Below are 25,825 nucleotides of genomic sequence, written 5' to 3'. Positions count from 1 at the left end.
ATCAGTTCTCCAGAACGCTGAGCAGGCCGAGAGGCAGCGGAACGTCCATCACACGGTCGAACAGCAGGTAAAGACCGATCGCCATCAGGCTGATGATCACCACACTCGGTAGCCAGCGGCCGCCGTACAGGCGAGCCATCGGAACGCCGGTGATGATGCTGGCGATGATGAAACCCAGGGGTTCGAACGTGCCGGCGAATACCAGCAGCAGGACGACGCAAGCGGCGATCTTGATCAGGGTTTCGCGATCCAGTGGCGGCTCGTCATCGCTGTGTTTGATCGGTGCCGGGCGGAACACCATGTACAGCAGCGCCGCGCCCATCAGGCCGAGCATCAGCAGAGGGAAGGCGCGCGGGCCCACCGGTTCGTAGGAAAAAGCCGCTTGGTACGGCCACGCCATCAGTGCCAGGCCGGCACAGACCAGCAACAGCACTGAGGCGAAAATGCGTTGAATAAGCATGGGAGCTCCTGTGCTGCGTCCCCATCACCGGGAACGCAGCCGCTAGACAGAGGCGATCACTGGATCAGGCCGAACTCTTTGGCCAGCACTTTGTAGTCCGCCACCTGCTTCTTCACGTAGGTGTCCAGTTCCGGGCCGGTCATGGCGAACGGGAACAGTTCACGCTGATCGCGCAGCTTGGCGAAATCCTCGGAGGCCAGCAGTTTGTCGAACGCGTCTTTCCACCAGGCGTAGTCTTCATCGCTGACTTTTGGCCCGAGGTAGAAGCCGCGTACCACTGGCCAGACAATGTCATAGCCTTGCTCGCGAGCGGTCGGGATGTCTTTCATCTCCGGCTCGTCGAGACGTTTGTCGGCGAACACCGCGAGCAGGCGCATGTCACCGCTCTGGATGTGCGGCATGGAGTCGGAGATGTCGGTGCTGCCGACCTGGATGTGCCCGCCGAGCAGGGCCGTGGCGATTTCGCCGCCACCTTCGAGCGCCACGTAACGCAGGTCACGCGGGTTGATCCCGGCAGCCTTGGCGATCAGTGCAGTTTGCATCCAGTCCTGGCTGCCGACGGTGCCGCCGGAGCCGATCACCACGGAGCTTGGATCTTTCTTCAGTGCCTGAACGAGATCGTCGAGGGTCTTGTAGGGCGAATCGCTCTTCACCGCGATGGCGCCGTAGCTGGTGCCAACCGCTGCCAGCCAGCGCACGTTGGTCTCATCGAAGCGACCGAACTTGCCCTGAGCCAGGTTCAACAGCGAACCGCTCGACCACGCCACCAGCGTGCCGGCATCCGCCGGACGTTGCGCGACCACGGCGTTGTACGCCACCGCGCCGACACCGCCGGGCATGTAGGTCACGCGCATCGGTTTGGTCAGCAGTTTCTGGTTGACCAAGGCGCTCTGCGCCAGTTTGCAGGTCAGGTCGAAACCACCGCCGGGGGAGGCCGGGGCGATACATTCCGGACGTTTCGGTTCGGCCATCAGTTGGCCGGCAAACAGGATGCAACTGGCGGCCAGTGCAACTTTACGCAGTGACAGGTTCATTCGATTCTCCACGGGCATTGTTGTTATTCGACGTGTTTTTCACTTACGGGCATTTACCAAAGTGCAACGCTATAGCTCACCAGCAAACGCACTTCGTCTGCATCGCGAGCCGAGTAGTTGGAGCGGTAAGTGGCATTACGCAAACGCACGGCGACATCCTTCAAGGCGCCGCTTTGTACTACATATTTGATCTCGGTGTTGCGTTCCCACTCTTTGCCTTCTTCACCGTTCTTGAGCTTGATGTTGTCACCGCTCAAGTAGCGGCTCATGAAGCTCAGGCCTGGAATGCCGAGTTTGGCGAAGTCGAAGTCGTAGCGAGCCTGCCAGGAGCGTTCTTCAGCTCCGGCGAAGTCGTTGATCTGCACGAAGTTGACCAGGTACGGGTCGCTGCCATCGACATAAGGGAAGGCGCTGTCGCCAGACATGTGCTGATAACCGGCGCTGAACTTGTGGCCGCTCAGCGCATAGCTGACCAGACCGTTGAGCGAGCGGTTGTCGATCTCGCCGCCACGGGCTGCGCCCTGATCATCACTGACGGCGAAACGCAGGTCAGTGGCAAACGTGCCGGGACCCATAGGTCGCGAGGCAACGAGGCCGAAGAAGTGCTGGTTGTAGACTTCGTCGAGTTGGGCGAAGTGGTAACTGCCGGTGATCTTGTCGGTGAACTTGTAGTCCACGCCGCCAAAATCGAAGTGCTTGCCAGCGGCGGTGCCGGCAAAACGGCTGTTCTTGTTGTTGAGGGCGATGTCCTCGAAATCGGTGCTGTCGCGATCCTTGGCTTTCTCCAGGCGGCCGCCGGTGAAGGTCAGGTTCTTGATCTCTTTGGAGGTCAGCAAGCCGCCTTCAAAGGTCTGCGGCAGGATGCGCCCGTCGTTCGGTTTGAGGATCGGCAGTTCAGGAATCAGGCTGCCGATTTTCAGCTCGGTGGCGGAAATTTTCACTTTGCCGGTCAGGCCGACTTTGGAGTATTCATCCGCCGCGCGTCCGTCATCATGGGTCGGCAGCAGGCCGGTACCGGTGCGGTCCGGGCTTGAATCAAGTTTTACCCCGAGCATGCCCAGCGCATCGACACCGAACCCGACGGTGCCGTCGGTGTAACCCGATTGCAGATTGAGCATGAATCCCTGAGCCCATTCGTCACGCTTGGACTGTTGAGCACTGGTGCCATCGCGAAAGTCGCGATTGAAATACATGTTGCGGGTTTCGAACGTGGCGCTGCTGTCGTCAATGAAGTCGGCAAAACTCAACGGCGAAAAACCGGCAAGGGCGGCGGCACTGGCGAGGGCGGTGTGACTGAAACGGGAAGGGCGAACAGGCGTGGAGGCCTGAGGCTGCATGGACGGCATGCGGGTGTACTCCGTTTATTGTTCTTATTGGTCGAAAACGCTTCAAGGCGTTTTTCTTTACGCTGTGTGGCATCAGCGACGGCAGTTCGGACTGTCCGTGGGCCGACTCTAACCGGCTAACCTTTCACTAACCTTTCAGCTGACTTTCAAGGTTTTCGGGCTTCACAGCGGCGGTTGCGGCTGTAAACTCCGCGGCAAAGCGTGGCGTTGGCCATTCCTGAACGAGGTAAAAATCCATGCGTGTTCTGCTCGTCGAAGACCATCTGCAACTGGCCGAAAGCGTTGCACAGGCGCTCAAGAGCACCGGTCTGACCGTGGATGTGTTGCACGATGGCGTGGCTGCCGATCTGGCATTGGGCAGCGAGGAATACGCCGTAGCGATCCTCGATGTCGGCCTGCCGCGCATGGACGGTTTCGAGGTGCTCGCGCGTTTGCGCGCACGCGGCAAGAATCTGCCGGTGTTGATGCTGACGGCGCGCAGCGATGTGAAGGATCGCGTCCATGGCCTCAATCTGGGCGCCGACGATTACCTCGCCAAGCCTTTCGAGCTGACTGAGCTGGAAGCACGCGTCAAAGCCTTGCTGCGCCGCAGTGTCCTCGGTGGTGAACGCCAGCAGCGCTGCGGTGTGCTGGCCTACGACCTCGACACCCGGCGCTTCACTCTCGGCGAAGAGTTGCTGACCCTGACGTCCCGCGAACAAGCGGTGCTGGAAGCGCTGATCGCCCGGCCGGGACGGGTGATGAGCAAGGAGCAACTGGCGTCCCAGGTATTCGGCCTCGACGAAGAGGCCAGCCCCGATGCTATCGAAATCTACGTGCACCGCTTGCGCAAGAAACTCGACGGCCAACCGGTGGCGATCGTGACGTTCCGTGGTCTGGGTTATCTGCTGGAAAGCCGCGATGCATAAGCCCAGCAGCCTGCGCTGGCGTTTGCTGTGGAACCTCGCATTGCTGCTGGTGGTGCTGATGCTCGCCAGCGGTTTGAGCGCGTACTGGAATGGTCGCGAAGCCGCCGACACCGCGTATGACCGCACGTTGCTGGCCTCGGCGCGGACCATCGCTGCGGGCCTGTCGCAGCGTGACGGCACACTGAGCGCCGATGTGCCCTACGTCGCACTCGATACCTTCGCTTACGACAGCGCCGGGCGGATTTACTATCAGGTCAACGATATCCATCAGAAGCTGATTTCCGGCTACGAAAACCTCCCCGGCCCGCCACCGGGGACGCCGCGAACGGACAGTTATCCCGCGTTGGCGCGCTTCTACAACGCCACCTACAACGGTCAGAACGTACGCGTGGTCAGTCTGCTCAAGGCGGTGACGGAGCCGAACATGAATGGCATGGCGGAAATCCGCGTGGCCGAAACCGACGAAGCGCGGGTGAGCATGGCGCGCAGTCTGGCCGCCGATACCTTGCTGCGTTTGGGCATGTTGGCGATTGGCGCGTTGTTGCTGGTCTGGTTCGCGGTCAGTGCGGCACTGCGCCCATTGGAGCGCTTGCGCACGGCGGTGGAAGAGCGTCAGCCCGACGACTTGCGCCCGCTGCCATTGGTTGAAGTGCAACATGAACTGTGGCCGCTGGTGCGCGGGCTTAACCACTTCACCGAGCGCTTGCGTGGCCAGTTTGAGCGACAGGCGCAGTTCATTGCCGATGCCGCCCATGAGTTGCGTACGCCTTTGGCAGCGCTGAAGGCGCGGCTTGAGCTGGGCCTGCGTTCCAATGATGCCGAGGTCTGGCGTTCGACGCTGGAGTCCTCCGCACAAAGCACTGATCGCCTGACGCATCTGGCCAATCAGTTGCTGTCGCTGGCGCGGGTCGAAAACGGCGCCCGTGCGATTGCCGAGGGCGGCGCGCAGTTGCTCGATCTGAGTCAGTTGGCCCGAGAACTGGGCATGGCCATGGCGCCACTGGCGCACAAGCGCGGGGTGGCCCTGGCGCTCGAGGCGGACGAACCGGTGTGGCTGCGCGGTGAACCGACGTTGTTGAATGAGTTGCTGAGCAATCTGGTGGACAACGCTTTGGCGCACACGCCATCGGGCGGCAACGTGATTTTGCGGGTGACGGCGCCGGCGGTGCTGGAGGTTGAAGATGACGGCCCGGGGATTCCGCTGGAAGAGCGCGATCGGGTGTTCGAGCGCTTCTATCGGCGCAATCAGCAGGTGGCGGGTTCAGGCTTGGGCCTGGCGATTGTTGGCGAGATCTGCCGGGCGCATCTGGCGCAGATCACCTTGCATGATGGCGAGCAGGCGGGGTTGAAGGTGCGGGTCAGTTTTATCGCCGGCTGATTGTGGTGGTTTGCTGGCCCCTTCGCGAGCAAGCTCGCTCCCACTCTGGAATGCACTCCAATGTGGGAGCGAGCTTGCTCGCGAAGGTCGCGCCTCGGTTCCGGATCAATAAAACATCGTCCGCGACTCTTCCAGATCTTCACACAGCGCTTTGTTTTCCGGATCAATCCCAAGCTTTCTGAACGCCGGCACGCTCAGTGGATCAATCCGCGCAAACGGGTGGTCAGTGCCCTTGTGGCAATACAGGCTCGCCACCTGCACCAGATCGACATAGTCAATAGCAGTCGAGTCGCGCTTGAAGTCCTGATAGCGCCCCGGCAACTCCACCAATCGTTCCGGAAACTCCCACACGCGCAGCAACTTGTCGCCGAGCAACGGGTGAATATGGTCGATCACATGGTTGAGGCTGACCGGATCCGACAGCAGCTCATAATGATCTTCGGCGTAAGTCAGAATCGGCAGTACCCCGATCTGATGCACCAGCCCGCCAAGGGCTGCCTGATCGGGCTTGAGTTGCGTGTAGCGGCGGCACAACGCGTAACTGACCCCGGCAATTTCCAGGCTCTTGCGCCAGACTTCGCGCATCTTCTGTTCGACCACTTCCGAGCGGGCGTGAAAGATCTGCTCCATCACCAGGCCGATGGCCAGGTTGCTGCTGTAATTGATGCCCAACCGGGTGATGGCTGTGTGCAGGTCGGTGACTTCCTGCGCGGCGCGCAGCAGCGGGCTGTTGACCACTTTGATCAGGCGCGCCGACAGTGCCGTGTCACGGCCGATCACTTTGCTCAGGTCGCTGACGCTGATTTCCGGGTCTTCAGCGGCCTTGCGAATCTGCAGGGCCACTTCCGGCAACGTGGGCAGAACCAGGTCATCGTTATCGATGGCCGCAACCAAATCCTGTTGGACTTTTTCCGCCAGTTCGCTCATTTAAACTCTCTAGGGTGTTGCAACAAATGCTGCGATCAGCGCTGGATTTCGCGGTCGCGATCCAGTTCGTAAGGCAGGTCGAGCAGATGCAGCGCGGGACCTTCGAGGGTGCCCAGATGCAAATCACCGGCTTCGGCAGCTTCGGCCTGCAGCACCGCCAGGAGTTCAATGTTTTGCCCGGCCTTGGCGGCCAGCACCACTTCGCCGATGGCGCTGTTGTGGCTCGGCGCAAACAGTTGTGTGCCAGGTTCCGGCAAATCAGCAGCGTCCAGGCTCAAGCGGTACAGACGACGCTTGAGTTTGCCCAGGTACTGCATGCGCGCGACGATTTCCTGGCCGGTGTAGCAGCCTTTCTTGAAACTCACGCCGCCGACGGCCTGCAGGTTGAGCATCTGCGGGATGAACAGCTCGCGAGTGCTTGGCATGACCTGACCGATACCGGCGCGGATCTGGCCCAGAAGCCATTGATTCAGCTCGGCTTCAGGCAGGGCTTCGGACAATTTGGCTTTGATCGCGTCAGCCTGATCGGCCGGTGCCCAGAGTTCGGCGCGGTCGGGCGAGACGCGGATCGCGATCAGGTCATCGTGACGCACAACGCTGTCGGTTTCCGCCGGCAGGTCCAGACCAAGACCGATCAAGGCACTGTCGCCGTGCTCCAGGCCGAAGCGTACCCAGGCGGCGCTTTCGTCGGTCAGTTTCGATTTGGAGAACACCGCGTACTTTTTCAGGTCCGCCAGTTGCGGCTCCAGCAGCTCGCTGGCCATCGCCAGGACCACGCCGTCACCTTCGAGCAGAATGCGGAAGCTCGACTGCATCCGGCCTTTCTGTGTGCAACGAGCACCGAGGCTGGCGCGGCTGTCGCTCAGGTAATTGAGATTGCAGGTCAACTGGCCTTGCAGGAATTTTCCGGCATCCGCGCCGCGAACCGCGAGAACGCCTTCATGAGACAGGGTGCAGAAAAAAGCAGAATCGGCCATGGGTCTTCGCAGGGTAAATAGACTGGGGCACATCATAAGGGCGCGTTGGTGAAATGGGTAGTTGATAAAGGATCGGTGGTGCCCGACCAAAGCCGACTGTGCGACCCGCCTCGGCGCTGTATACTTGCCGCCAAATTTGAGGAGGGCTCCATGGTCGAACAAGTTGAACTGAATCGCCTCTTTTGGCACAGCCGTCGCGGCATGCTTGAGCTTGACGTGTTGCTGGTGCCGTTCGTGAAGGAGGTCTATGCAGACCTGAATCAGGTGGATCGCGATCTGTATGTCCGTCTGTTGACGTGTGAGGATCAGGACATGTTCGGTTGGTTCATGGAGCGCAGCGAGTCTGAAGATCCGGAGCTGCAGCGCATGGTTCGCATGATCCTGGACCGTGTCCAGCCCAAGTAACACGTTCGAATGCCGCTGGCATGCCTCACGGCAGTTGCTGGCGGCGTATCTGTTGGCCCAGGCGTTCGCACTGGGTTCGTTGTTCCTGCTTTCTATTCCACTCTGGGCAAGTTTGCTCGGGGCTTTTGGCTGTCTGCTTCATGGATATTGGGTGTTGCCTCGGCAGATTCTGCTAAATCACCCTCAGGCGTTTCGCGGATTGCGCCGGGACGCCGATGGCTGGCAGTTATGGAATCAGGCGGATGGCTGGCAAGCCGTGCAGTTGAGGCCGGACAGCCTGGCGCTGCCGTTGATCGTGGTGTTGCGTTTTCGTCTGCGTGGGGAATGGCGGGTCAGATCAATCTGTGTGCCACGGGACTCGCAGGCGGCGGATCTGCACCGGCGCCTGCGAGTGCGGCTCAAGTTCAGCCGGCGTAGGTGGGCGGCACCAGAATAGTGTCGAGTGCCTCAGGCAACAGGTCGGGATAGTCGAGGGTGTAATGCAGGCCGCGACTTTCCTTGCGCTCCATGGCTGAGCAAATCATCAGTTCGGCGACTTGTGCCAGGTTGCGCAGTTCGATCAGATCGCGACTGACCTTATAGTTGCTGTAGAACTCGACCCTATGAGGCTAAACCCAATGGATACAGGGGTTTCAGCCGATGACCGTCAACCACCGCTCCCAAAGTGGGACAAACCTGTTACAAACTGCGCTCGCCAAGCCGTACCACTATCGCCGGTCTGGTCGCTATTACCTTCGCCTTCGCCCTCAAGGCACCGCTGCGGGCGTCTTCACGCTTTCGCTCAGAACTACCGACAAGGCCACCGCTATGACCATCTCGAAGGACATCCTCAAGACCCTCAAGGCGTATCACTTCGACAACCCTGAGGCTACTTGGGGCGAACTTCGTGAGCGTCTGGTAGACATCGCCGAGTCATCCTTGGCGATGGCGCACGGGGATAGCTCATTGGTCGCCTATGAAATGATCCACGATGAGCATCATGAAGCGCTCCGAGAGGCCAGCGCCAAGATGTCCTTGAGCCTGAATCAGCAACGAGCAGTGGGGAAGGCATTGGAGATCATTGAGGCATCTCAGGAGCGCCTGAATGGGAGGCCGGGGAAACTGGTCGAGATCGTTAGAGAACTTAAAGGTAAGCCTTGTAGCACGTCTGTGGCCCTGCGTCCGTCTCTATCTGTATTATCAGCTGAAGCCTCCAAGCCGTTGACCTTCAAGGCCATCTCTGAGCTTTACATGGACGAGCGCAAGGAACACGTAGAGGCAAGCACTATGCGGGACATAAAGTCTTCCTGTGGGGCTATTGCTGCTGTGCTGGGTGAGCTTGATCTGAAGATCCACACACGTGCTGACATGGTGGCTCTGAAGGAAAAGCTCCTTGAGGATCGCTCAGCGTCAACCGTGAAGAAGATACTGACCCGCCTTACCACTGTCATGGATTGGGCGGTACATAACGGCTATATCGATAAGAGCTTCGATAAGGGTCTGAAGCCTACCAAAGGCGCCGATAGCTCCCGTGAGGCGTTTTCACAGGATCAGGTAAAGGCACTCATGGCCCACGCCAAGACGCTCCCGGTTGACTCGTGGCAGGGCTGGGCATTGTCTCTTGGGGTCATCACTGGAACTCGCATTGAGGAACTGAGGCAGCTCACCAAGGCTGACGTTAAGAAGATCCCAGGCACTGACGGCAAAGGAGTCTGGGTCATCGACATTAATAGGAACGATGGCAAGACAGCCAAGACCAAGAATGCGATCCGTGTGGTACCGCTGACCGATGGGGCCTATGGGTTTGACCTTCAAGCGTTCCTTAGGTTTGTCGAGAAGGTCGACTCGCAGTTGTTCAAGCTGGGAGCTGGGCAGTTCTCTGCGGTTCTCAATGGCACTCTTCGAGATGTTCTGAGCTTGAATGCTGATCGGACACAGACGTTCCACTCACTCCGTCACTCATTGGCAGGAGCGCTGAAGGCCGTTGCGACCCAAGTGGAAATCAACGAGGCAATCTTGGGGCACGCTTCGGGATCTATCAGTAACGACCTGTACGGGGCTGGAAGCTCTGTGGGGGTAGAGCGGCTGGCTGAGGCCTTGAAGACAGCTTTGCTCGCTTAGATACTCACTGCTTCTGAATGACTGAAATCTGGTCTGTCGCCTGAGTGATGCCTTAATGATATCGTTAAGTGGTTCATCAAAGGAGGCTTCAAACGCGTGATGCAGCTATCTGCTTTAATTTGGCTTAAGGCGTTTACTTGGAACGCTCTTCGAGTACGCAATAATCTTGGTTAAGGATCGTGAGTTGGTGGTCGTCAATGTTTGCATTTTGGTTCGCGTGAATCACGCCAGATAGGATGAGTGAAGATGATGAGTGTGAATAAAAAGCGTTTGGTTTTTTTGGTGGGGGCAATGTTTCCACTCCTCAGTTATTCAGCATCTGCGGAAAAAAATTGGATAGGCCTTGCCACGTCTGACGATGGTACAAAGTGGGAAGCCAAGACCGGCTCGTTTGAGTTTTCAAAAAATAAGAGCGATGTGCCTATCGCGGTAATAGCAGGAAGGATGGTCAGCGCTAAGCCATCTAAAATAGATTTGAATAAGTGGTACGTCTCTGCTGGAGACTGCAAAAGTAAAATGGGAAAGCTGGTAACTTTAAGTGTTAGTGGTGAGTATAAATTCGAAAATGATTTTCTATTTGAGAGCGGGAATGTCGCCTCAAGTATCGCCAAATTCATTTGCGATGTGGCCGATCAAGCCATAAAAAATGCTGATGGTAAGAGTTTATAAGTTTCTTTTTAAACATTGACTTAGCGGATAGTCCCTGCACCGCTGCGTTGAAGAGACGAATAAAACTGTATGATTTTCTCGATCAAATACCCTATAAATCACAATAGGTAGGGCTTGAAATTGAACAAAGGACGTTCCACTTCCAGTGCCGTGCTTTTTATTACGCTTCACGCCCTCTCTGGATCCGCTGCTGCTGAGAGTCAATTATGGGTTAATACAGATCGCACGGATCGACACACCTGTCCTTCGATTGAGTGTGGGGTGGCAGGTCGTCTGATGTTCAGAGAGAGCGTCAAGGCTCTTGAGGAAAATGGTGGGTGGGTGCGGGTAACTAAACGATACTCAGCTTCCTGTGTGAATGGGAAAAGTGAGTATGTGAAGGATGGAAATGCATCCTGTATAAGCTCAAATGGCATCGCGGACGGTAAGTTTGCTGAGTGGGTTCAAGCTAAAGATTTGGCTGTGAATCGCCCTGAAGATCCAGCAAATGGCGCAATTGGTGATAATGCGCTCATTAAGGGGTCGGATGATTACAGACTTTATAGAGCGCAATTCTCTCAAGGTGCCCGCAAGCTAATCAATGAAGGCATTTGCAGCGAGAGCGACTTTGAAGAAATGGGTGGGTGGATGTCCTCACCGAATAGAGGAAAGGGGATGTACTTCACTTATTGCGGAGGGATGACACTTAGCAATAAGGTTTATCTGGACGTGGGAACTGGCGAGACCAGCCGCTGATCTTCTCAATATTCCTCAGGTAACCCCTGCATAAATGTCAACCGAAATTTAAAAACCCTCACTATGGCTACCGGGCAACGCACCAACGAAAATAAATCGTTGTCCGGCTGACTATTCAGATTCCTACCGGCTCCTCCATGGATCCGACCAGAGAACACCGAGTGCCAAGCGCGACCAGCTCGCCAACGCTCAAATGTCCCCGGTAAGCAGACCCCGTGTCTGGCTCCAGTAGGAAGGAGCGAACATTGAAATTGCTGATCGTTAGTCGGTGCCTCTTGAGGGCATCGCTGGGAAGCCTTGCACGGGATTGGGGCCACCGTGTACTGCTCAATGTTCATGGGGGCCTTTAACTTAAAGATTCTAAAGATTACTCATTGAGTAACTCTGATTATTATTCTTTAAATAAATCTTTGCTTTTGTCTTAAAGATTCTCTCAAGCTCTCTCTAAGTTAGGGACTGGTCTGGCGACCATGAATATCCCATTCTCTCAGTTCGTCTCAAAGGAGGCCCATGCGATTCCACTTCAAACTCAATGGTCTCGATCATCAACATCGTGAAACCTTGTTGTCTATCGAATCGGCAATGACCGGTCGATCCGCTACCGCTTTGTTCGATCTAAAAGCTCTCGATGTTTTCACTAACCGGCCCCCAGAGAAAACCAGTGAGTTCGTCTCGGGCAAGTTGGGAACATTCCTAATGAAGTCCCTTGAGGCTCTTATGGCTGCTACTGGTCTCGACCTGATCGCTCTTTACGGAGCCGTGAAGGGTGTTCCCGTTATCCTCAAAGCTCGTCCCATAGCAGCTCAGCAATAACCCAGTGTCGCCTCACTGGTGCCCTTCAGATGCCTTCAGGCTTGCCATGTCCTGATCCAGCATTAGCCACATAACCCAAACCAAGAACCTTTTGATCGACCTTGGAAGATGCCCATGCGGCTCCCTCCTTGCCGTCTTGTCGTGCGCGTCTATGGCGCCAAGGTCGATCAAAGGGTCACCTCATAGGAGATCCAAACCCATGAATATCACCATAACCAAAGTCCTGAAGAACGAAGTAACTGTGTCGGGGCAGACCCTCAATCGTGAGTACGTCGAAAGCGTCATGTTGCCCTTGCTGATGGCCCAGTGTGGCCGGAACAACGGCACCAAGTTTGGCGTTATCAAAGCCTTCGAGGAAGCCGGTTTGTCCCTCAAGGCCATCCAAGAGGACGCTCAGGTCTACTTCATGACCAAACGGGAGCAGAAAGAGACCCGTGAGCAACTCCAGCGGGAAGCTGACGAGCGTGCTGAGCGTTTACGCGAGCGGACGCCACGCGAACTGGCCCAAGCGAAAGCTGAAAGAGAAGCCCGTGCTGCTGCCATCCGTGAACAAGCTCAAAGGGTTTTGGCAGCACGCTCCCGTAATAACGGCTGATAGCTCCAGACCTGCACCAATCACTTCCCTACTTTTCTTCAGGAGACCTATTCCAATGAAACAGCTTAACCAATACGTCAAACCATCGACTTACAGCACTGCTCTCACCGATAGTCAAAATGGGTCGATCCGCTTCAATACGGCTGATGTCTGTGTGGAGACACAAGCGGCCACCGATGTGTCCGTCTATGTTGAAGCCCTTACAGAGGCCCTCAACGATTACCTCAACGGTGATGAGTGGCGCCAAGCGGCAATCGAACACACCCCTTGTGAATTCCGTCCGGCTGGCTCTGAAGCAACTGGTCAGCAAATCATCACGATGGCTGATCGCTCCGTCACTTTCGATCCTCGTAAGAACTGGGATAACCAGACCGTCTCGAAGGGCGAAGTCCTAGCCGGGTCTGTGATCTTCACCGAGCCAACCGATACAGCATTGGTCATTAGCAAGCGCTTCACCATCCTCGACCATAACCTGATGGCGGGATTCACTGAAGGCTCAATGCACCAGACCGGTGAGAAGCTCTTACGGGACATCGAACATGATGCCGCTGGCAAGATCGCCGGTATCCTCTCTAGCGCTCCATCCACTGAAAGCGTGTCAGCGACTAAGCCAACCGGTAAGCCTGTGGAGGTCGCTGAGGATCTGATCGACATCTTGACGATGAACATCAACCAGACCGTAGGTAGCTCGCTGTCGGACTTTGTGGTTCTGCTGCCGGTGTCGTTGCTCGCGGTTCTTGAGCGTGCTGCTCAGCGTGCAGGTGTTGAAGACATTGAGTCTCTGATTGGTGCCTCTGTGCAGCCTTATAGCGGTACTGACCGTGGCCTGTTCCTGCTGCCTAAAATGTTCACCTCGCTGAGTTATCGCGAAGGTGGTAACGGGGACATCTGGAGGATCCAAGCGACCCGTAATGGCGCCCATCAGTGCTGGGACGTGGAGATCATGACAGTTGTGGACATCGTGGCTAACGGCAAGGTCAAAGTGAAGCTGACTGCGGATGGTCTTCAAACTCAAACCGTGGCTTTCCCGATGATTACCAACATCAAGCTGACCTGAGGAATATCCTTTGGAAGCCCCGTAAGCCCGACCCGAGAGGGATCGGCAGGGGCAACGCTTAACAAAACCCCTCACCAACGAGGATAGGCAATCTCGCTTCAACCCTTCGCCCGTCGCTGGGCAATCATCCATACACAGTCTTTCTGTTTGCTCTCTGTGCCACCGGCCAGAACCCGTCATGGGGTCTGTGTGCTGGTCTGTGGGAGCGAACTCAGAGAGCAAACAAAAAGGACACCATGAAATGACAATCGACATCCAACACAAGCATGCCTCTCACGTTATCATCATCGAAGGACAAGCCTTTAAAGCTAACGACTCCGGTATGTGGGATCTGACAGACATCTGGAAGACTCTGGAACTGCCCAAGGGCAAGCAACCCGGCCAATGGCGAACCAAAACCGCTGAGCATCTGGAACGAATGCAATTTCTGCATGCGTTAAACAATGGTCGCTCCGGCTCCAAGGTATTTGCGACCAAACGGGCGACCATCGAGTATGCCGGGTGGGTCTCCGAAGACTTCAAGGATATGGTCTATGACGCCTTCGAGGCGATCCTTGAGATGCCGGAGGTAGCAATGCTGGTGGCCGATAAGATGGCCTCGCTGGGTAACGTCTATAGCGCAGACATCCTCAGGCGCATGACCTTCAATGACAGGTGCGACTGGAAGTCCCTCAAGACTCCCCGCAAGAACACTCAGGTTGGTCTCAAGGCTGCCGTAATGCGGGGCCACTTGAGTCCTCAAAAAGCCGCAGAGCTGGGCTTGAGGGCACGATAACCAAACTTAAGGAAATCTCATGGACAACCTACAGGCTGCCTACTGGGTCTGCATGGTTGTCCATCTGGTCTTGTGGCTGTACGGGCACTTCAAGACCTCTTAATGAGAATCTGACAGAAAAATCTGAAAGACCACCTCATTAATACTGACTGCCAAGGTTCCCCCGTAGGCCCTCGCGCAGGCCCGCACAGGCGCCATAGAGACCCTCATAGGCAGACGATAGAGACCCCAGAGCTGGGACAAATATGGCGCAAAGCTGTTACAAAACGGGGTCTTAGCGTGCTACGCTCAGGTCTCCTAACGTGCCTCATCTGGTCGGTGTAAGGATCGTATCCTTCGCCTCTGGCAGCATCTCTGGATAGTCCAGCGTGTAGTGCAGACCCCGAGATTCCTTGCGTTCCATCGCTGACTGGATCATCAGTTCAGCTACCTGAGCAAGGTTCCTCAGTTCAATCAAGTCTCTGCTTACTCGGTAGTTGCTGTAGAACTCGTCGATTTCGTCCAGCAGCAGGCGCACACGGTGCTGCGCCCGTTGCAGGCGCTTGTTGGTGCGCACGATGCCGACGTAGTCCCACATGAACCGCCGCAGTTCATCCCAGTTGTGCGCGATGATCACGTCCTCGTCGGAGTCGGTGACCTGGCTGGCGTCCCAGACGGGCAGGGCGCTTGGCGCGGCGACATCGTCCAGTTGCGCGAGAATGTCCGCCGCCGCCGAACGGGCATAGACGAAACATTCCAGCAGCGAATTACTGGCCATGCGGTTGGCGCCATGCAGGCCGGTGAAGCTGGTTTCGCCGATGGCATACAGGCCCGGCACATCGGTGCGACCGTTCTGATCGACCATCACGCCGCCACAGGTGTAATGCGCGGCCGGGACGACCGGGATCGGCTGTTTGGTGATGTCGATGCCGAATCCCAGGCAGCGCTCATAAACAGTCGGGAAGTGACTTTTAATGAACGCTTCGGGTTTGTGGCTGATGTCGAGATACACGCAGTCAACGCCCAAACGCTTCATTTCATGGTCGATGGCCCGGGCGACGATGTCACGCGGTGCCAGCTCGGCGCGCTTGTCGAAGCGGGACATGAAGCGTTCGCCATTGGGCAGCTTCAAATGGGCGCCTTCGCCGCGCAGGGCTTCGGTGATCAGAAAACTCTTGGCCTGCGGGTGATACAGGCAGGTCGGGTGGAACTGGTTGAACTCCAGGTTCGCCACCCGGCAACCCGAACGCCAGGCCATGGCGATGCCGTCACCGCAGGCGCCGTCGGGGTTACTGGTATAGAGATAGACCTTGGCAGCACCGCCCGAGGCCAGAATCACGAAGCGTGCACCGTAGGTGTCGACTTCGCCAGTCTTGCGGTTGAGTACGTAGGCGCCGAGGCAGCGTTCGCCTTCCATGCCCAGGCGTCGTTCGGTGATCAGGTCGACGGCGACCCGCTGCTCCAGCAGTTCGATATTCGAACGCTCTTTGGCCTGGGCCAGGAGGGTTTTGAAGATGGCAGCGCCGGTGGCATCGGCCGCATGGATGATGCGGCGGTGACTGTGGCCACCTTCGCGGGTCAGGTGAAATTCGAATCCGCCGTCTTCAGTGCCGGACTGATCGTCGCGGGTGAAGGGCACGCCTTGGTCGATCAGCCACTGGATGGCCTCTCGGCTGTGCTCGACGGTGAAACGCACTGCGTCTTCGTGGCACAGACCGCCGCCGGCGTTCAGGGTGTCGTCGACGTGGGATTCGACAGTGTCGGTGTCATCCAGCACAGCTGCGACGCCGCCCTGGGCCCAATAGGTGGATCCGTTGGCGAGATCGCCTTTGCTCAATACGGCAATGCGCAAATGACCCGGCAGGGTCAGCGCGAGACTCAAACCGGCAGCACCGTTGCCAATGACCAGAACATCATGTTGGAATTGTTGGCTCATTACAGGATTCCGCTCAAAGCGACCCGGGTCGGGGGTGGTGCAGGACTGCCGGATCGGCGAGTCAAGACAGCCACACAGCCCACTAGTATATAGAGGGGGGGAGCGGCACAATAGCCGGGCCGATATGGCATTGTGAAACTACTGTGACCGAAAAAACCGTGTGCTTCGTCGGAAGTTTTTCTCACCCGTTTGGGGAAAAGACGACTGTATCGGTGCTGAAACAGCCTTTTTCTGCACAGGGTCGCCCAATGTCAGGTGGTGAAGGCTATAAATAATTGGAACTTTTGCCAAAGGCCCAAGATCAATAGTCGGTGCCAGAGATAAGGGACAGTGTCGGCTTCAGTGCGGAATCTGCGGTTGGATTCCTGCCGGCGAAACCGATGACAAGATTATTCGCGCAGCCGGTTTATCCCGAGCTGCGCTTTTCGTGCGTGCCAAATCAGAGCCCGCAGGAAACTTGCCTGGAGGGGGAGAACTTTTGCGAAAAGCCCGAGTCTATGTTTGCAAGTCTGGTCGTTTAGTTATGCAAGTCTCCTTCGGGCTTATCGAGGAGTGTTCATGCTAACCCAGGAAGAGGATCAGCAGCTGGTCGAGCGCGTTCAACGCGGCGACAAGCGAGCTTTCGATCTGTTGGTGCTGAAGTATCAGCACAAGATTCTCGGGTTGATCGTGCGTTTTGTGCACGACACCCATGAAGCCCAGGACGTGGCTCAGGAAGCCTTTATCAAGGCGTATCGAGCACTTGGAAACTTTCGCGGCGACAGTGCGTTTTATACGTGGCTGTACCGTATTGCCATTAACACGGCAAAGAATTACCTGGTTTCACGCGGCCGCCGGCCGCCGGATAGCGATGTAAGTTCCGAAGATGCAGAGTTCTACGATGGCGATCATGGCCTCAAGGATCTCGAGTCACCAGAACGTGCACTGCTGCGGGATGAGATCGAAGGCACTGTCCATCGAACCATTCAGCAACTGCCAGAGGATTTGCGTACTGCGTTAACTTTACGTGAATTCGATGGTCTGAGTTACGAGGACATTGCGAGCGTCATGCAATGTCCGGTGGGTACCGTGCGCTCCCGGATTTTCCGCGCCCGGGAGGCCATCGATAAAGCCCTGCAGCCGTTGTTGCAGGAAAACTGAGACAGCGGCGACAGCCAAGAGAGGAACGCCATGAGTCGTGAAGCCCTGCAGGAATCGCTGTCCGCAGTGATGGATAACGAAGCGGACGAACTGGAATTGCGTCGAGTGCTCAATGCACTGGATGATGTGGATACCCGTGAGACCTGGGCTCGTTACCAGATCGCTCGGGCAGCCATGCACAAGGATCTGCTGCTTCCACGTCTGGATATCGCTGCGGCAGTGTCTGCTGCACTGGAAGACGAAACGGCTCCGGCCAAAGTATCTCGCAGCCCATGGCGCAATCTTGGCCGTCTGGCTGTTGCAGCCTCGGTGACTGTTGCCGTTCTGGCCGGTGTTCGTCTGTACAACCAGGACGAAATCGCTGGTGTCGAACTGGCTCAGCAATCCAATCAGCCAACCCTGGCCACCCCACAGGTCAAAGGTCCGGCTGTTCTGGCAGGCTATAGTGAAAGTTCGGAAGCCACTGGCCCTATGGCCAACGGCGTACTGCAAGGTCAGCCAGGCTGGCATGATCAGCGTCTGCCAGGCTACCTGCGTCAGCACGCACAACAGGCCGCACTGAAAGGCACTGAAAGCGCGTTGCCATACGCACGTGCAGCAAGTCTGGAAAACCGTTAAGGAGGATCATGCGCGCCATACCTCTACTTTCGCTTCTGCTCAGTGGCTGGTTCATAGTTCCAGCCCACGCTGATGAGGCCCAGGACTGGTTGACCCGTCTGGGCCAGGCCGAGCAGCAGCAAAGCTTTCACGGCACTTTCGTATACGAGCGTAACGGTAGCTTTTCTACCCATAACATCTGGCATCGCGTCCAGAATGGCCAGGTTCGCGAGCGTTTACTCCAGCTCGACGGTTCGGCGCAGGAAGTCGTGCGCATTGATGGACACACTCAATGCGTCAGCGGCACCCTGATTGCCGGTCTGGGGGATTCCCCCAACTCAGCCGCTCGTCCTCTCGATCCGCAAAAGCTGAAAAACTGGTATGACCTTGCCGTCATCGGCAAATCGCGCGTGGCTGGGCGAGACGCAGTGATTGTATCGCTGACGCCTCGCGATCAGCATCGTTACGGTTTTGAATTGCATCTGGACAAGAAAACGGGTTTGCCGCTGAAGTCGTTGCTGCTGAACGACAAGGGGCAGTTGCTCGAACGCTTCCAGTTCACCAGTCTCGATACTGACGAAGTCCCGTCGGACAAAGATTTGCAGGCTGATGCCGACTGTAAAGCGATAACGCTCGACAGCGACAAGGCTTCGGCGGTCAAGACCGCTCAGGTCTGGCATTCGGACTGGCTGCCGCCGGGTTTTGAACTGACCAGCAGCACCTCGCACAAGGACCCGGAAACCAAGACTCAGGTCAACAGTTTGCTGTACGACGACGGCTTGGCACGTTTTTCGGTTTTCCTTGAGCCTTTGAACGGCGCAACCGTCACTGACACCCGCACGCAACTGGGTCCAACCGTTGCCGTTTCACGTCGCCTGACAACGCCTGAAGGCGAGATGATGGTCACCGTGGTTGGTGAAATTCCAATTGGCACTGCCGAACGAATTGCTCTGTCGATGCGAAATACCGATGGCACTGCAACCAGTAAGCAGTGAGCTGATTTCAGTCATTACCACGTCTTCATCGAGACGTAGATGAAATGTTTGCTGAGCATTTTCATTTGCAAATACCCCGAAAATTTTTTATAGGTCAGAGCCTCACGGCTCTGGCCTTGTTTGTTGTTGCCGGAACAAAAATGCCGGTCGGTGGTTTCCGGCGTTCCTTGCTCCATATCGCTTAACCCTGCTCGTCGTAACGGGAGCTGTATGTCGATACCAAGTTTGAAATCCTATCTCTCCATTTTCGCCACTGTGCTGTTGCTCGGTCAGGCGGTGCCTGCGGCGCAAGCGGCCGATCTGCCTGACTTCACCCAATTGGTCGAACAAGCTTCGCCAGCCGTGGTGAACATCAGTACCACGCAGAAACTGCCGGATCGCAAAGTGAACCAGCAGATGCCTGATCTGGAAGGCCTGCCGCCGATGCTGCGCGAGTTCTTCGAGCGCGGCATGCCGCCTCAGCAGCGTTCGCCGGGTGGTGGTCGTCAGCGTGAAGCGCAGTCGCTGGGTTCGGGCTTCATTATCTCCCCGGATGGCTACATCCTGACCAATAACCACGTAATCGCCGATGCCGACGAGATCCTCGTCCGCCTCGCCGATCGCAGTGAAATGAAAGCCAAGCTGATCGGCACCGATCCACGCTCCGACGTGGCTTTGCTGAAAATCGAAGGCAAGGATCTGCCGGTGCTCAAACTCGGCAAATCCCAGGACTTGAAAGCCGGTCAGTGGGTCGTGGCAATCGGTTCGCCGTTTGGCTTCGACCATACCGTGACTCAAGGCATCGTCAGCGCCGTTGGCCGCAGCCTGCCGAACGAAAACTACGTGCCGTTCATTCAGACCGACGTGCCGATCAACCCGGGCAACTCCGGTGGTCCGCTGTTCAACCTGAACGGTGAAGTGGTCGGCATCAACTCGCAGATCTACACCCGTTCGGGTGGTTTCATGGGCGTGTCGTTCGCGATCCCGATCGACGTGGCAATGGATGTGTCCAACCAACTGAAGAGCGGCGGCAAGGTCAGCCGTGGCTGGCTCGGCGTGGTCATTCAGGAAGTGAACAAGGATCTGGCCGAGTCGTTCGGTCTGGATAAACCGGCCGGCGCGCTGGTTGCCCAGATTCAGGATGACGGCCCGGCAGCCAAGGGCGGCCTGCAAGTCGGCGACGTGATCCTGAGCATGAACGGTCAGCCGATCGTCATGTCTGCTGATCTGCCGCATCTGGTCGGCGCACTGAAAGCTGGCGCCAAAGCCAATCTGGAAGTGATTCGTGAAGGCAAGCGCAAGAATGTCGAGCTGACCGTTGGCGCGATCCCTGACGAAGACAAAGAGCTGGATGCACTGCCGAAGTCCGGCACTGAAAGCACCAGCAACCGCCTCGGTGTGTCGGTGGGCGAGCTGACCGCCGAGCAGAAGAAAACCTACGACCTCAAAGGTGGTGTGGTGATCAAGGAAGTGCAGGACGGTCCTGCGGCGCTGATTGGTCTGCAGCCAGGTGACGTGATCACGCACCTGAACAACCAGGCCATCGGCTCCACCAAGGAGTTCGGCGAGATCGCCAAGGCACTGCCGAAGAACCGTTCGGTGTCGATGCGCGTTCTGCGTCAAGGTCGTGCCAGCTTCATCACCTTCAAACTGGCTGAATAATCCAGCGCTAAGGTAAAAAAGAAACCGCCTCGAAAGAGGCGGTTTTTTTATGTCTGAAGCTTTGTCTGGATGGCAGGAGGCTTAGCCCATCATGTCCTTGACCATCCGCTCCTGTTCCATCAGCTCACGCTGGCGGGCATCGATGCGTGAAGACAGCGGGAAGTTGCTGCCCGCCTTGCGCTTGGCAAAATCGAGTTGCTGGATCGCCTGGCGATAATCGCCAACCAGCGCGAAATACTCGGCCCGCGCCTGGTGCAGGCCAATGATGTTCCCCGACAAGCCACGGGTTTCGGCGACCTGATACCAGACATCCGGATCATCCGGGCGGGATTTGAGTAATGCTTCCAGCGCCTTCTCGGCATCCGGCGCGCGATTCTGTTTCAGCAGCAGATCCACTCGAACCTGATTCAGCGGATAGTTGCCCGGATATTGTGTAAGCATCCGGTCCACACGGGACTGTGCATCCGGCAAACGATTATTGGTGATGTCCAGATCGACTTGGGCAAGGTTGTAGATGATTTCGTTCGGCGACGTCGCCAGCAATTGCTTGAGATTCTCGCGCGCTTCATTCAACTGGCCACCCTTGATCTGCGCAATCGCCAGACCGTAGCGCGCCACATCGTTCTTCGGGTTTTCATCCAGCTGCGCACGGAAACGCTTGGCGCCCAGGCCCGGGGTTTCTTCGTAGATCAACTGCACGCGCGCGCGGATCAATTGATAGCGCTTGGAGTCTTCAATGCCGCCCGGTTTGGCCTGTTCGGCACGGTTGCGGGTGTCGGCAATACGCGATTCGGTCACCGGGTGAGTCAGCAGGAATTCCGGTGGCTTGGCGTCGAAACGGTATTGACGCATCAGGCGTTCGAACATGGTCGGCATCGAGCGCGGGTCATACCCGGCCTTCTCCAGATTGAGAATGCCGATGCGGTCGGCTTCCTGTTCGTTCTGCCGGGAGAAGGTACGTTGCGACTGAATCGCCGCTGCCTGCGTACCGGCGATGGTCGCAATACCAGCGTCACCGCCACCGGCTGCGGCGATGACGATCCCGGCCAGCAGCGCGGCCATCATCGGCACCTGCATTCGTTGCGATGCCTCGACGCCACGCGCAAAGTGGCGTTGCGACAAGTGCGCCAGTTCGTGCGCCAGTACCGAAGCGTATTCACCTTCGGTCTGCGCATTGAGGAACAAACCGCCGTTGACCCCGACCACGCCGCCCGGCGCCGCAAAGGCGTTGAGCTGCGGGCTGTTGATCAGAATGAATTCAAGACGTCGGTCAGTGACTTGACTGGTCTCCACCAGCTTATAGACGCTGGACTCGACGTAGTCCTTGAGCTGCGGATCGTTGAGCTGTGAAACCTGGCTGCGCAACATCGCCAGCCAAGCGCGGCCAAGCTGGTATTCCTGTTGCGGCGAGACAATGGCAGAACTGGCGTCGCCGAGTGACGGCAGATCGTCGGCAAAGCCTGGTGAGGCGAGCAGGCAAGCGAGCGTCAGCAGGGTAGGGCGCAGAAAAGTCATGCACAAAGCCTTAGAAGACAAAGACCTTACTGTAGCCGGACACCGAAGCTGCGACCAGATATTCTAGGCAGCTCGAAGACCTGAACCGGAGTGACGCAATGACTGACGCTGTAGCCCATGACGTGGAACTGGACGCCAGTGGCCTGAATTGTCCGTTGCCGTTGCTCAAGGCGAAAATGGAGCTGAACAAGCTTCAGAGTGGCGCCGTCCTCAAGGTGATCGCCACCGATGCGGGCTCGCAACGCGACTTTCGCACCTTTGCCAAATTGGCCGGTCATACGCTGCTGCGCGAAGAAGACGAAGCAGGTGTTTACCGTTACTGGTTGAAAAAGGCCTGAAATCGACAGCGTTACAATCTAAGGATTATTGATGTTCAAAGTGTTACGCGACTGGATTCAGCGCTATTTCTCCGATGAGGAAGCGGTGGTGCTGGCGGTGCTGCTGGTTCTCGCCTTCACGGCCGTGCTCACCCTCGGCGGCATGCTCGCGCCGGTGTTGGCGGGGATGGTGCTGGCGTATCTCATGCAGGGCCTGGTGGTCACGATCGAGCGTCTGCGCGTGCCGGGTGGTGTGGCGGTAGGATTGGTGTTTGCGCTGTTCATGGGCGTGCTGATGCTGTTTATCCTTGTGGTGTTGCCGTTGCTCTGGCATCAGTTGATCACCCTGTTCAATGAGTTGCCGGGCATGCTCGCCAAATGGCAGTCGCTGCTGTTGCTGCTGCCGGAACGCTATCCGCACCTGGTGTCCGATGAGCAAGTGTTGCAGGCGATCGAGGCGGCGCGTGGCGAGATCGGCAAGTTCGGCCAGTGGGCGCTGACGTTCTCGCTGTCGAGTCTGCCGCTGCTGGTGAACATCATGATCTACCTGGTGCTGGTGCCGATTCTGGTGTTCTTCTTCCTCAAGGACCGGGTCATGATCGGCGAGTGGGTGCGTGGCTACTTGCCGCGTGAGCGCGCGCTGATCACTCGGGTTGCGCAGGAGATGAACCGGCAGATCGCCAACTATATTCGCGGCAAGGTCATCGAAATCGTGATTTGCGGCGGCGTGACCTACATCGCGTTTGTCGCCCTCGGACTCAACTATGCGGCGCTGCTGGCGTTGCTGGTCGGTGTGTCGGTGGTGGTGCCGTATGTGGGCGCGGTGGTGGTGACCGTGCCGGTGCTGCTGATTGCGCTGTTCCAGTGGGGCTGGAGCGATCAGTTCATTTATCTGATGGCGGTCTACGGGATCATTCAGACACTGGATGGCAATGTGCTGGTGCCGCTGTTGTTCTCGGAGGCGGTCAATTTGCACCCGGTGGCAATCATCTGTGCGGTGCTGTTGTTTGGCGGGTTGTGGGGCTTTTGGGGCGTGTTCTTTGCGATCCCGCTGGCGACCCTGTTCAAGGCAGTGCTGGATGCGTGGCCGCGCAAGGAACCGGTGGTGGCGCCACTGCTCTAGTGGTTGATCCCGATTATTCGGTGAAGTCAGGGCCCATTCGCGAGCAAGCTCGCTCCCACACTGGATCTGTGGCGTTCACAAGTCCAATGTGGGAGCGAGCTTGCTCGCGAAGGCGTCAATGAGGGCGACGCAAAGCCATCAGGCTTTATTCAAGTCCTGCGCAGCTGCCAAAACAGCATCCACATGCCCCGGCACTTTCACGCCACGCCATTCCTGACGCAGCACACCGTCCTTATCAATCAGAAACGTGCTGCGATCTACGCCCAGGTATTCCTTGCCGTACAGCTTCTTCAGCTTGATCACATCGAACAGTTGGCAGACGGCTTCGTCCTTGTCGCTGATCAGCTCGAACGGAAACTCCTGCTTGCACTTGAAGTTCTCGTGGGACTTCAGGCTGTCGCGGGAGATACCGAAAATCTCGGTATTGGCGGCCTTGAATGCGGCGTATTGATCACGAAAGCCCTGGCCTTCTGTGGTGCAACCCGGGGTGCTGTCCTTCGGATAGAAATAGATCACCACTTGCTTGCCCTTGAGGGCAGACAGGCTGACAGTCTGCCCGCTGGTGGCAGGTGCTGCGAAATCGGCAACCGGTTGGTCGATGACAACGGCCATGAAAGTTTCCTTACATTGGGTTCTGTGGGCGCCAAGGCTCGATCAGTGCGTCCAGGTTCATCGCGTCGGAGAAGTCGAGGAACTGGTCGCGCAGCCAGCTGATCTGGGTGCCGGCGGGCAGGGTCACGGTAAATGTGGCGTTGAGCATGGTGCCGCCGGTCTGCGGCGCCTGATACGTGTCGCAGGTCAGGTTTTCCAGTTCGACGTTGTGATCCATGAAGAACTGGCACAGCTCATTGATGATGTCCGGGCGATACGCCGAGCTGACATACGCCACGTACGGCAGGGCCTGCGGACGATTTTCCAGCGGCGCGCTGCGCACCACGTTGGCGGTGAAAGCGTGTTTCTTGGCCAGGCCCGGCAAGCTGCCTTCCAGGCGGGCGAGGGCATCCCAACTGCCGGAGACCTCGAGGACCAAAGCGCTGCACTCGCCGTGGCGAGTCAGGCGAGAAGTAACCACGGCGCAGCGATTTTCATGGCTGGCGCGGCACAGGACGTTAGTCAGCTCCATGGGGTTGGCGCCGAGGGCACTGATGACAAGGAATTGTTCGCGAACTGTGGGGGTGGACATGCAGCATTCCTAAAGCGATGAGCGGTCGGTAGGTTTAAGGGCGTTGGCCACCGGGGAGTGCCTGTTCTGGCTGTCCGTACAAAGAGGCCCGGCAAGCGCTCGCGGCTCGCTCCACTATAGCGGGAGCGCGTCGATGCGACGCAGGAACGGGGTCTGGGAGGCCGTAAAGGGAGGCTGGAACCCGGCGTACAAGCTGATCAGTACCGATCAAAGTCTGAAGGGTAGCGAAAAGCGGCGCCAAGGGGAATGGCGGCAGCGCAGTACTTCGCTTGTGCAAGCATCTTGGCGCCAGTACCATTACCGCTCTCTTTTTCCGGCAGGAGCGGTTTCATGATTGCGGGCAGTATGGTGGCACTGGTCACTCCCATGGATGCACAAGGGCGTCTTGACTGGGACAGCCTCAGCAAACTCGTGGACTTCCATCTCAAGAACGGCACCCATGCCATTGTCGCGGTCGGTACTACCGGCGAGTCGGCAACCCTTGATGTAGAAGAACACATCGCCGTCATCAAAGCCGTAGTCAAACAGGTTGCCGGGCGCATTCCGGTCATCGCCGGCACTGGCGCCAACTCGACCCGCGAAGCTGTCGAGCTGACCCGCAACGCCAAGGAAGCCGGTGCCGACGCCTGCCTGCTGGTGGTTCCGTACTACAACAAGCCGACTCAGGAAGGTCTGTACCAGCACTTCAAGCACATCGCTGAAGCGGTCGACATTCCGCAGATTCTCTACAACGTTCCTGGCCGCACGTCTTGCGACATGCAAGCCGAGACCGTGATCCGCCTGTCCACCGTGCCGAACATCATCGGTATCAAGGAAGCCACCGGCGACCTGAAGCGTGCCAAAGCAATCATCGATGGTGTGAGCAAGGATTTCATCGTGCTGTCCGGCGATGATCCGACCGCCGTTGAGCTGATCCTGCTGGGCGGCAAAGGCAACATCTCGGTGACGGCGAACGTCGCGCCGCGCGAAATGGCCGATCTGTGCGAGGCTGCGCTCAAAGGCGACGCCGACACCGCACGGGCGATCAACGAAAAACTGATGCCACTGCACAAAGACCTGTTCATCGAAGCCAACCCGATTCCGGTGAAGTGGGCTTTGGTGGAAATGGGCCTGATGCACGAAGGCATCCGCTTGCCACTGACCTGGCTGAGCACACCTTGTCACGAAACGCTCCGCTCGGCCCTGCGCCAGTGCAGCGTCCTGGTTTAATTGAGGAAGTA

The 25,825-nt window shown here is 57.4% G+C and carries 28 protein-coding genes and 1 pseudogene; 18 read left to right on the top strand and 11 right to left on the bottom strand.

Annotation, left to right across the window (positions count from 1 at the left end; all coding sequences use genetic code 11):
- Position 1 precedes the first annotated feature (1 nt).
- From BMY54_RS23480 to BMY54_RS23470, 3 genes are read right to left on the bottom strand one after another with little or no spacing between them, the layout of a single operon-like run.
- Complete coding sequence (locus tag BMY54_RS23480) at positions 2–460, bottom strand: tripartite tricarboxylate transporter TctB family protein (RefSeq protein ID WP_016984708.1); 459 nt, start codon at positions 458–460, stop codon at positions 2–4.
- A 56-nt stretch (positions 461–516) separates the two neighbouring features.
- Positions 517–1,494, bottom strand: coding sequence for a Bug family tripartite tricarboxylate transporter substrate binding protein (locus BMY54_RS23475; RefSeq protein WP_016984707.1), 978 nt, complete (start codon positions 1,492–1,494; stop codon positions 517–519).
- Between the two features lie 53 nt (positions 1,495–1,547).
- Positions 1,548–2,840 carry an OprD family porin gene (locus BMY54_RS23470; RefSeq protein WP_093438390.1) on the bottom strand — a complete coding sequence of 431 codons (1,293 nt, stop codon included), beginning with the start codon at positions 2,838–2,840 and terminating at the stop codon, positions 1,548–1,550.
- Between the two features lie 236 nt (positions 2,841–3,076).
- Here BMY54_RS23470 and BMY54_RS23465 point away from each other — a divergent pair, with 236 nt between their 5' ends.
- Both BMY54_RS23465 and BMY54_RS23460 read left to right on the top strand, forming a co-directional pair.
- A complete protein-coding gene (locus BMY54_RS23465) occupies positions 3,077–3,748 on the top strand; it encodes a response regulator (protein ID WP_007911422.1) in 672 nt (223 codons plus the stop codon).
- Positions 3,741–5,126 carry a sensor histidine kinase gene (locus BMY54_RS23460; protein WP_093438385.1) on the top strand — a complete coding sequence of 462 codons (1,386 nt, stop codon included), beginning with the start codon at positions 3,741–3,743 and terminating at the stop codon, positions 5,124–5,126. The genes BMY54_RS23465 and BMY54_RS23460 overlap by 8 nt, the downstream gene beginning before the upstream one ends.
- Before the next feature lie 105 nt (positions 5,127–5,231).
- On the opposite strand, the gene BMY54_RS23455 is transcribed toward BMY54_RS23460, so the two are convergent.
- Together BMY54_RS23455 and BMY54_RS23450 are read right to left on the bottom strand one after the other, a co-directional pair.
- The gene (locus tag BMY54_RS23455; RefSeq protein WP_093438380.1) at positions 5,232–6,053 is read right to left on the bottom strand and encodes an HDOD domain-containing protein; all 822 of its coding nucleotides are present in this window, start codon (positions 6,051–6,053) and stop codon (positions 5,232–5,234) included.
- Between the two features lie 35 nt (positions 6,054–6,088).
- Positions 6,089–7,030 carry a CAF17-like 4Fe-4S cluster assembly/insertion protein YgfZ gene (locus tag BMY54_RS23450; protein WP_093438376.1) on the bottom strand — a complete coding sequence of 314 codons (942 nt, stop codon included), beginning with the start codon at positions 7,028–7,030 and terminating at the stop codon, positions 6,089–6,091.
- Positions 7,031–7,180: 150 nt separating this feature from the next.
- On the opposite strand from BMY54_RS23450, the gene BMY54_RS23445 reads away from it, so the two are divergent.
- Together BMY54_RS23445 and BMY54_RS23440 are read left to right on the top strand one after the other, a co-directional pair.
- Positions 7,181–7,435 (top strand): FAD assembly factor SdhE, encoded by a 255-nt coding sequence (locus tag BMY54_RS23445; protein ID WP_093438371.1) that lies wholly within the window; start codon positions 7,181–7,183, stop codon positions 7,433–7,435.
- Complete coding sequence (locus tag BMY54_RS23440) at positions 7,419–7,871, top strand: protein YgfX (RefSeq protein ID WP_093438367.1); 453 nt, start codon at positions 7,419–7,421, stop codon at positions 7,869–7,871. The genes BMY54_RS23445 and BMY54_RS23440 overlap by 17 nt, the downstream gene beginning before the upstream one ends.
- On the opposite strand, the pseudogene BMY54_RS23435 reads toward BMY54_RS23440, so the two are convergent.
- A pseudogene (locus tag BMY54_RS23435) lies at positions 7,840–8,031 on the bottom strand (L-aspartate oxidase); the annotation flags it as partial. The gene BMY54_RS23440 and the pseudogene BMY54_RS23435 overlap by 32 nt on opposite strands.
- A gap of 43 nt (positions 8,032–8,074) precedes the next feature.
- On the opposite strand from BMY54_RS23435, the gene BMY54_RS23430 reads away from it, so the two are divergent.
- From BMY54_RS23430 to BMY54_RS23400, 7 genes are all read left to right on the top strand, one after another.
- Positions 8,075–9,535, top strand: coding sequence for a tyrosine-type recombinase/integrase (locus BMY54_RS23430; RefSeq protein WP_093438362.1), 1,461 nt, complete (start codon positions 8,075–8,077; stop codon positions 9,533–9,535).
- A gap of 249 nt (positions 9,536–9,784) precedes the next feature.
- The gene (locus BMY54_RS23425) at positions 9,785–10,204 is read left to right on the top strand and encodes a hypothetical protein (protein WP_139213441.1); all 420 of its coding nucleotides are present in this window, start codon (positions 9,785–9,787) and stop codon (positions 10,202–10,204) included.
- Between the two features lie 261 nt (positions 10,205–10,465).
- Positions 10,466–10,939 carry a hypothetical protein gene (locus BMY54_RS23420; RefSeq protein WP_139213440.1) on the top strand — a complete coding sequence of 158 codons (474 nt, stop codon included), beginning with the start codon at positions 10,466–10,468 and terminating at the stop codon, positions 10,937–10,939.
- 510 nt (positions 10,940–11,449) lie between these two features.
- On the top strand, positions 11,450–11,752 hold the full coding sequence (locus tag BMY54_RS23415; RefSeq protein ID WP_093438349.1) for a hypothetical protein: 303 nt from the start codon (positions 11,450–11,452) through the stop codon (positions 11,750–11,752).
- Positions 11,753–11,951: 199 nt separating this feature from the next.
- Positions 11,952–12,347, top strand: coding sequence for a hypothetical protein (locus BMY54_RS23410; protein WP_093438344.1), 396 nt, complete (start codon positions 11,952–11,954; stop codon positions 12,345–12,347).
- 55 nt (positions 12,348–12,402) lie between these two features.
- Positions 12,403–13,404: a hypothetical protein gene (locus BMY54_RS23405; RefSeq protein ID WP_093438341.1), complete on the top strand. Its 1,002-nt coding sequence runs from the start codon at positions 12,403–12,405 to the stop codon at positions 13,402–13,404.
- A 241-nt stretch (positions 13,405–13,645) separates the two neighbouring features.
- Complete coding sequence (locus BMY54_RS23400; RefSeq protein WP_093438338.1) at positions 13,646–14,179, top strand: hypothetical protein; 534 nt, start codon at positions 13,646–13,648, stop codon at positions 14,177–14,179.
- 307 nt (positions 14,180–14,486) lie between these two features.
- Here BMY54_RS23400 and nadB read toward each other — a convergent pair whose 3' ends face one another.
- On the bottom strand, positions 14,487–16,094 hold the full coding sequence (nadB, locus tag BMY54_RS23395; protein ID WP_093438334.1) for an L-aspartate oxidase: 1,608 nt from the start codon (positions 16,092–16,094) through the stop codon (positions 14,487–14,489).
- 558 nt (positions 16,095–16,652) lie between these two features.
- Here nadB and rpoE point away from each other — a divergent pair.
- The 3 genes from rpoE to BMY54_RS23380 are packed head-to-tail and all read left to right on the top strand — an operon-like array spanning position 16,653 to position 18,826.
- Positions 16,653–17,234 carry an RNA polymerase sigma factor RpoE/AlgU gene (rpoE, locus tag BMY54_RS23390; RefSeq protein WP_003172477.1) on the top strand — a complete coding sequence of 194 codons (582 nt, stop codon included), beginning with the start codon at positions 16,653–16,655 and terminating at the stop codon, positions 17,232–17,234.
- A 30-nt stretch (positions 17,235–17,264) separates the two neighbouring features.
- The gene (locus BMY54_RS23385; protein WP_034153146.1) at positions 17,265–17,852 is read left to right on the top strand and encodes a sigma-E factor negative regulatory protein; all 588 of its coding nucleotides are present in this window, start codon (positions 17,265–17,267) and stop codon (positions 17,850–17,852) included.
- A gap of 8 nt (positions 17,853–17,860) precedes the next feature.
- Positions 17,861–18,826 carry a MucB/RseB C-terminal domain-containing protein gene (locus tag BMY54_RS23380; RefSeq protein ID WP_093438329.1) on the top strand — a complete coding sequence of 322 codons (966 nt, stop codon included), beginning with the start codon at positions 17,861–17,863 and terminating at the stop codon, positions 18,824–18,826.
- 14 nt (positions 18,827–18,840) lie between these two features.
- Here the strand turns inward: BMY54_RS23380 and BMY54_RS30665 are convergent, their stop codons facing one another.
- Complete coding sequence (locus BMY54_RS30665) at positions 18,841–19,002, bottom strand: hypothetical protein (protein WP_175559653.1); 162 nt, start codon at positions 19,000–19,002, stop codon at positions 18,841–18,843.
- A gap of 34 nt (positions 19,003–19,036) precedes the next feature.
- Between BMY54_RS30665 and BMY54_RS23375 the strand changes: the two genes are divergently transcribed.
- Entirely contained in the window at positions 19,037–20,467 is a 1,431-nt protein-coding gene (locus BMY54_RS23375) for a DegQ family serine endoprotease (protein ID WP_093438324.1), read from the top strand.
- Between the two features lie 81 nt (positions 20,468–20,548).
- Here the strand turns inward: BMY54_RS23375 and BMY54_RS23370 are convergent, their stop codons facing one another.
- Positions 20,549–21,982, bottom strand: coding sequence for a M48 family metalloprotease (locus tag BMY54_RS23370; protein WP_034153149.1), 1,434 nt, complete (start codon positions 21,980–21,982; stop codon positions 20,549–20,551).
- Positions 21,983–22,080: 98 nt separating this feature from the next.
- On the opposite strand from BMY54_RS23370, the gene BMY54_RS23365 reads away from it, so the two are divergent.
- The gene (locus tag BMY54_RS23365) at positions 22,081–22,320 is read left to right on the top strand and encodes a sulfurtransferase TusA family protein (protein ID WP_007911399.1); all 240 of its coding nucleotides are present in this window, start codon (positions 22,081–22,083) and stop codon (positions 22,318–22,320) included.
- Between the two features lie 31 nt (positions 22,321–22,351).
- Positions 22,352–23,422 carry an AI-2E family transporter gene (locus tag BMY54_RS23360; protein ID WP_093438320.1) on the top strand — a complete coding sequence of 357 codons (1,071 nt, stop codon included), beginning with the start codon at positions 22,352–22,354 and terminating at the stop codon, positions 23,420–23,422.
- Positions 23,423–23,560: 138 nt separating this feature from the next.
- Here the strand turns inward: BMY54_RS23360 and BMY54_RS23355 are convergent, their stop codons facing one another.
- On the bottom strand, positions 23,561–24,034 hold the full coding sequence (locus BMY54_RS23355; protein WP_093438315.1) for a peroxiredoxin: 474 nt from the start codon (positions 24,032–24,034) through the stop codon (positions 23,561–23,563).
- A 10-nt stretch (positions 24,035–24,044) separates the two neighbouring features.
- Entirely contained in the window at positions 24,045–24,605 is a 561-nt protein-coding gene (locus tag BMY54_RS23350; protein WP_034153153.1) for a glycine cleavage system transcriptional repressor, read from the bottom strand.
- Between the two features lie 330 nt (positions 24,606–24,935).
- Between BMY54_RS23350 and dapA the strand changes: the two genes are divergently transcribed.
- Positions 24,936–25,814, top strand: a complete 879-nt coding sequence (gene dapA / locus BMY54_RS23340; protein ID WP_093438308.1) for a 4-hydroxy-tetrahydrodipicolinate synthase — start codon at positions 24,936–24,938, stop codon at positions 25,812–25,814.
- The last annotated feature ends 11 nt before the right edge of the window (positions 25,815–25,825 follow it).

The organism is Pseudomonas sp. ok266, assembly GCF_900110195.1.
Taxonomy (GTDB): Bacteria; Pseudomonadota; Gammaproteobacteria; order Pseudomonadales; family Pseudomonadaceae; genus Aquipseudomonas; species Aquipseudomonas neuropathica.
Note: the sequence above shows the minus strand (reverse complement) of the source record. Positions and strands in the feature narration are given on the sequence as shown.

What these genes read in the sequence shown, in the direction of transcription:
- BMY54_RS23425 (WP_139213441.1), top strand. Translation starts at nt 9,785, where the DNA reads ATGAGTGTGAATAAAAAGCGTTTGGTTTTTTTGGTGGGGGCAATGTTT.
- BMY54_RS23415 (WP_093438349.1), top strand. Translation starts at nt 11,450, where the DNA reads ATGCGATTCCACTTCAAACTCAATGGTCTCGATCATCAACATCGTGAA.
- BMY54_RS23475 (WP_016984707.1), bottom strand. Translation starts at nt 1,494, where the DNA reads ATGAACCTGTCACTGCGTAAAGTTGCACTGGCCGCCAGTTGCATCCTG.
- BMY54_RS23470 (WP_093438390.1), bottom strand. Translation starts at nt 2,840, where the DNA reads ATGCCGTCCATGCAGCCTCAGGCCTCCACGCCTGTTCGCCCTTCCCGT.
- BMY54_RS23450 (WP_093438376.1), bottom strand. Translation starts at nt 7,030, where the DNA reads ATGGCCGATTCTGCTTTTTTCTGCACCCTGTCTCATGAAGGCGTTCTC.
- BMY54_RS23460 (WP_093438385.1), top strand. Translation starts at nt 3,741, where the DNA reads ATGCATAAGCCCAGCAGCCTGCGCTGGCGTTTGCTGTGGAACCTCGCA.
- BMY54_RS23360 (WP_093438320.1), top strand. Translation starts at nt 22,352, where the DNA reads ATGTTCAAAGTGTTACGCGACTGGATTCAGCGCTATTTCTCCGATGAG.
- BMY54_RS23370 (WP_034153149.1), bottom strand. Translation starts at nt 21,982, where the DNA reads ATGACTTTTCTGCGCCCTACCCTGCTGACGCTCGCTTGCCTGCTCGCC.
- BMY54_RS23355 (WP_093438315.1), bottom strand. Translation starts at nt 24,034, where the DNA reads ATGGCCGTTGTCATCGACCAACCGGTTGCCGATTTCGCAGCACCTGCC.
- BMY54_RS23380 (WP_093438329.1), top strand. Translation starts at nt 17,861, where the DNA reads ATGCGCGCCATACCTCTACTTTCGCTTCTGCTCAGTGGCTGGTTCATA.
- BMY54_RS23350 (WP_034153153.1), bottom strand. Translation starts at nt 24,605, where the DNA reads ATGTCCACCCCCACAGTTCGCGAACAATTCCTTGTCATCAGTGCCCTC.
- dapA (WP_093438308.1), top strand. Translation starts at nt 24,936, where the DNA reads ATGATTGCGGGCAGTATGGTGGCACTGGTCACTCCCATGGATGCACAA.
- BMY54_RS23385 (WP_034153146.1), top strand. Translation starts at nt 17,265, where the DNA reads ATGAGTCGTGAAGCCCTGCAGGAATCGCTGTCCGCAGTGATGGATAAC.
- BMY54_RS23375 (WP_093438324.1), top strand. Translation starts at nt 19,037, where the DNA reads ATGTCGATACCAAGTTTGAAATCCTATCTCTCCATTTTCGCCACTGTG.
- nadB (WP_093438334.1), bottom strand. Translation starts at nt 16,094, where the DNA reads ATGAGCCAACAATTCCAACATGATGTTCTGGTCATTGGCAACGGTGCT.
- BMY54_RS23480 (WP_016984708.1), bottom strand. Translation starts at nt 460, where the DNA reads ATGCTTATTCAACGCATTTTCGCCTCAGTGCTGTTGCTGGTCTGTGCC.
- BMY54_RS23405 (WP_093438341.1), top strand. Translation starts at nt 12,403, where the DNA reads ATGAAACAGCTTAACCAATACGTCAAACCATCGACTTACAGCACTGCT.
- rpoE (WP_003172477.1), top strand. Translation starts at nt 16,653, where the DNA reads ATGCTAACCCAGGAAGAGGATCAGCAGCTGGTCGAGCGCGTTCAACGC.
- BMY54_RS23455 (WP_093438380.1), bottom strand. Translation starts at nt 6,053, where the DNA reads ATGAGCGAACTGGCGGAAAAAGTCCAACAGGATTTGGTTGCGGCCATC.
- BMY54_RS23430 (WP_093438362.1), top strand. Translation starts at nt 8,075, where the DNA reads ATGACCGTCAACCACCGCTCCCAAAGTGGGACAAACCTGTTACAAACT.
- BMY54_RS23410 (WP_093438344.1), top strand. Translation starts at nt 11,952, where the DNA reads ATGAATATCACCATAACCAAAGTCCTGAAGAACGAAGTAACTGTGTCG.
- BMY54_RS30665 (WP_175559653.1), bottom strand. Translation starts at nt 19,002, where the DNA reads ATGGAGCAAGGAACGCCGGAAACCACCGACCGGCATTTTTGTTCCGGC.
- BMY54_RS23400 (WP_093438338.1), top strand. Translation starts at nt 13,646, where the DNA reads ATGACAATCGACATCCAACACAAGCATGCCTCTCACGTTATCATCATC.
- BMY54_RS23465 (WP_007911422.1), top strand. Translation starts at nt 3,077, where the DNA reads ATGCGTGTTCTGCTCGTCGAAGACCATCTGCAACTGGCCGAAAGCGTT.
- BMY54_RS23445 (WP_093438371.1), top strand. Translation starts at nt 7,181, where the DNA reads ATGGTCGAACAAGTTGAACTGAATCGCCTCTTTTGGCACAGCCGTCGC.
- BMY54_RS23365 (WP_007911399.1), top strand. Translation starts at nt 22,081, where the DNA reads ATGACTGACGCTGTAGCCCATGACGTGGAACTGGACGCCAGTGGCCTG.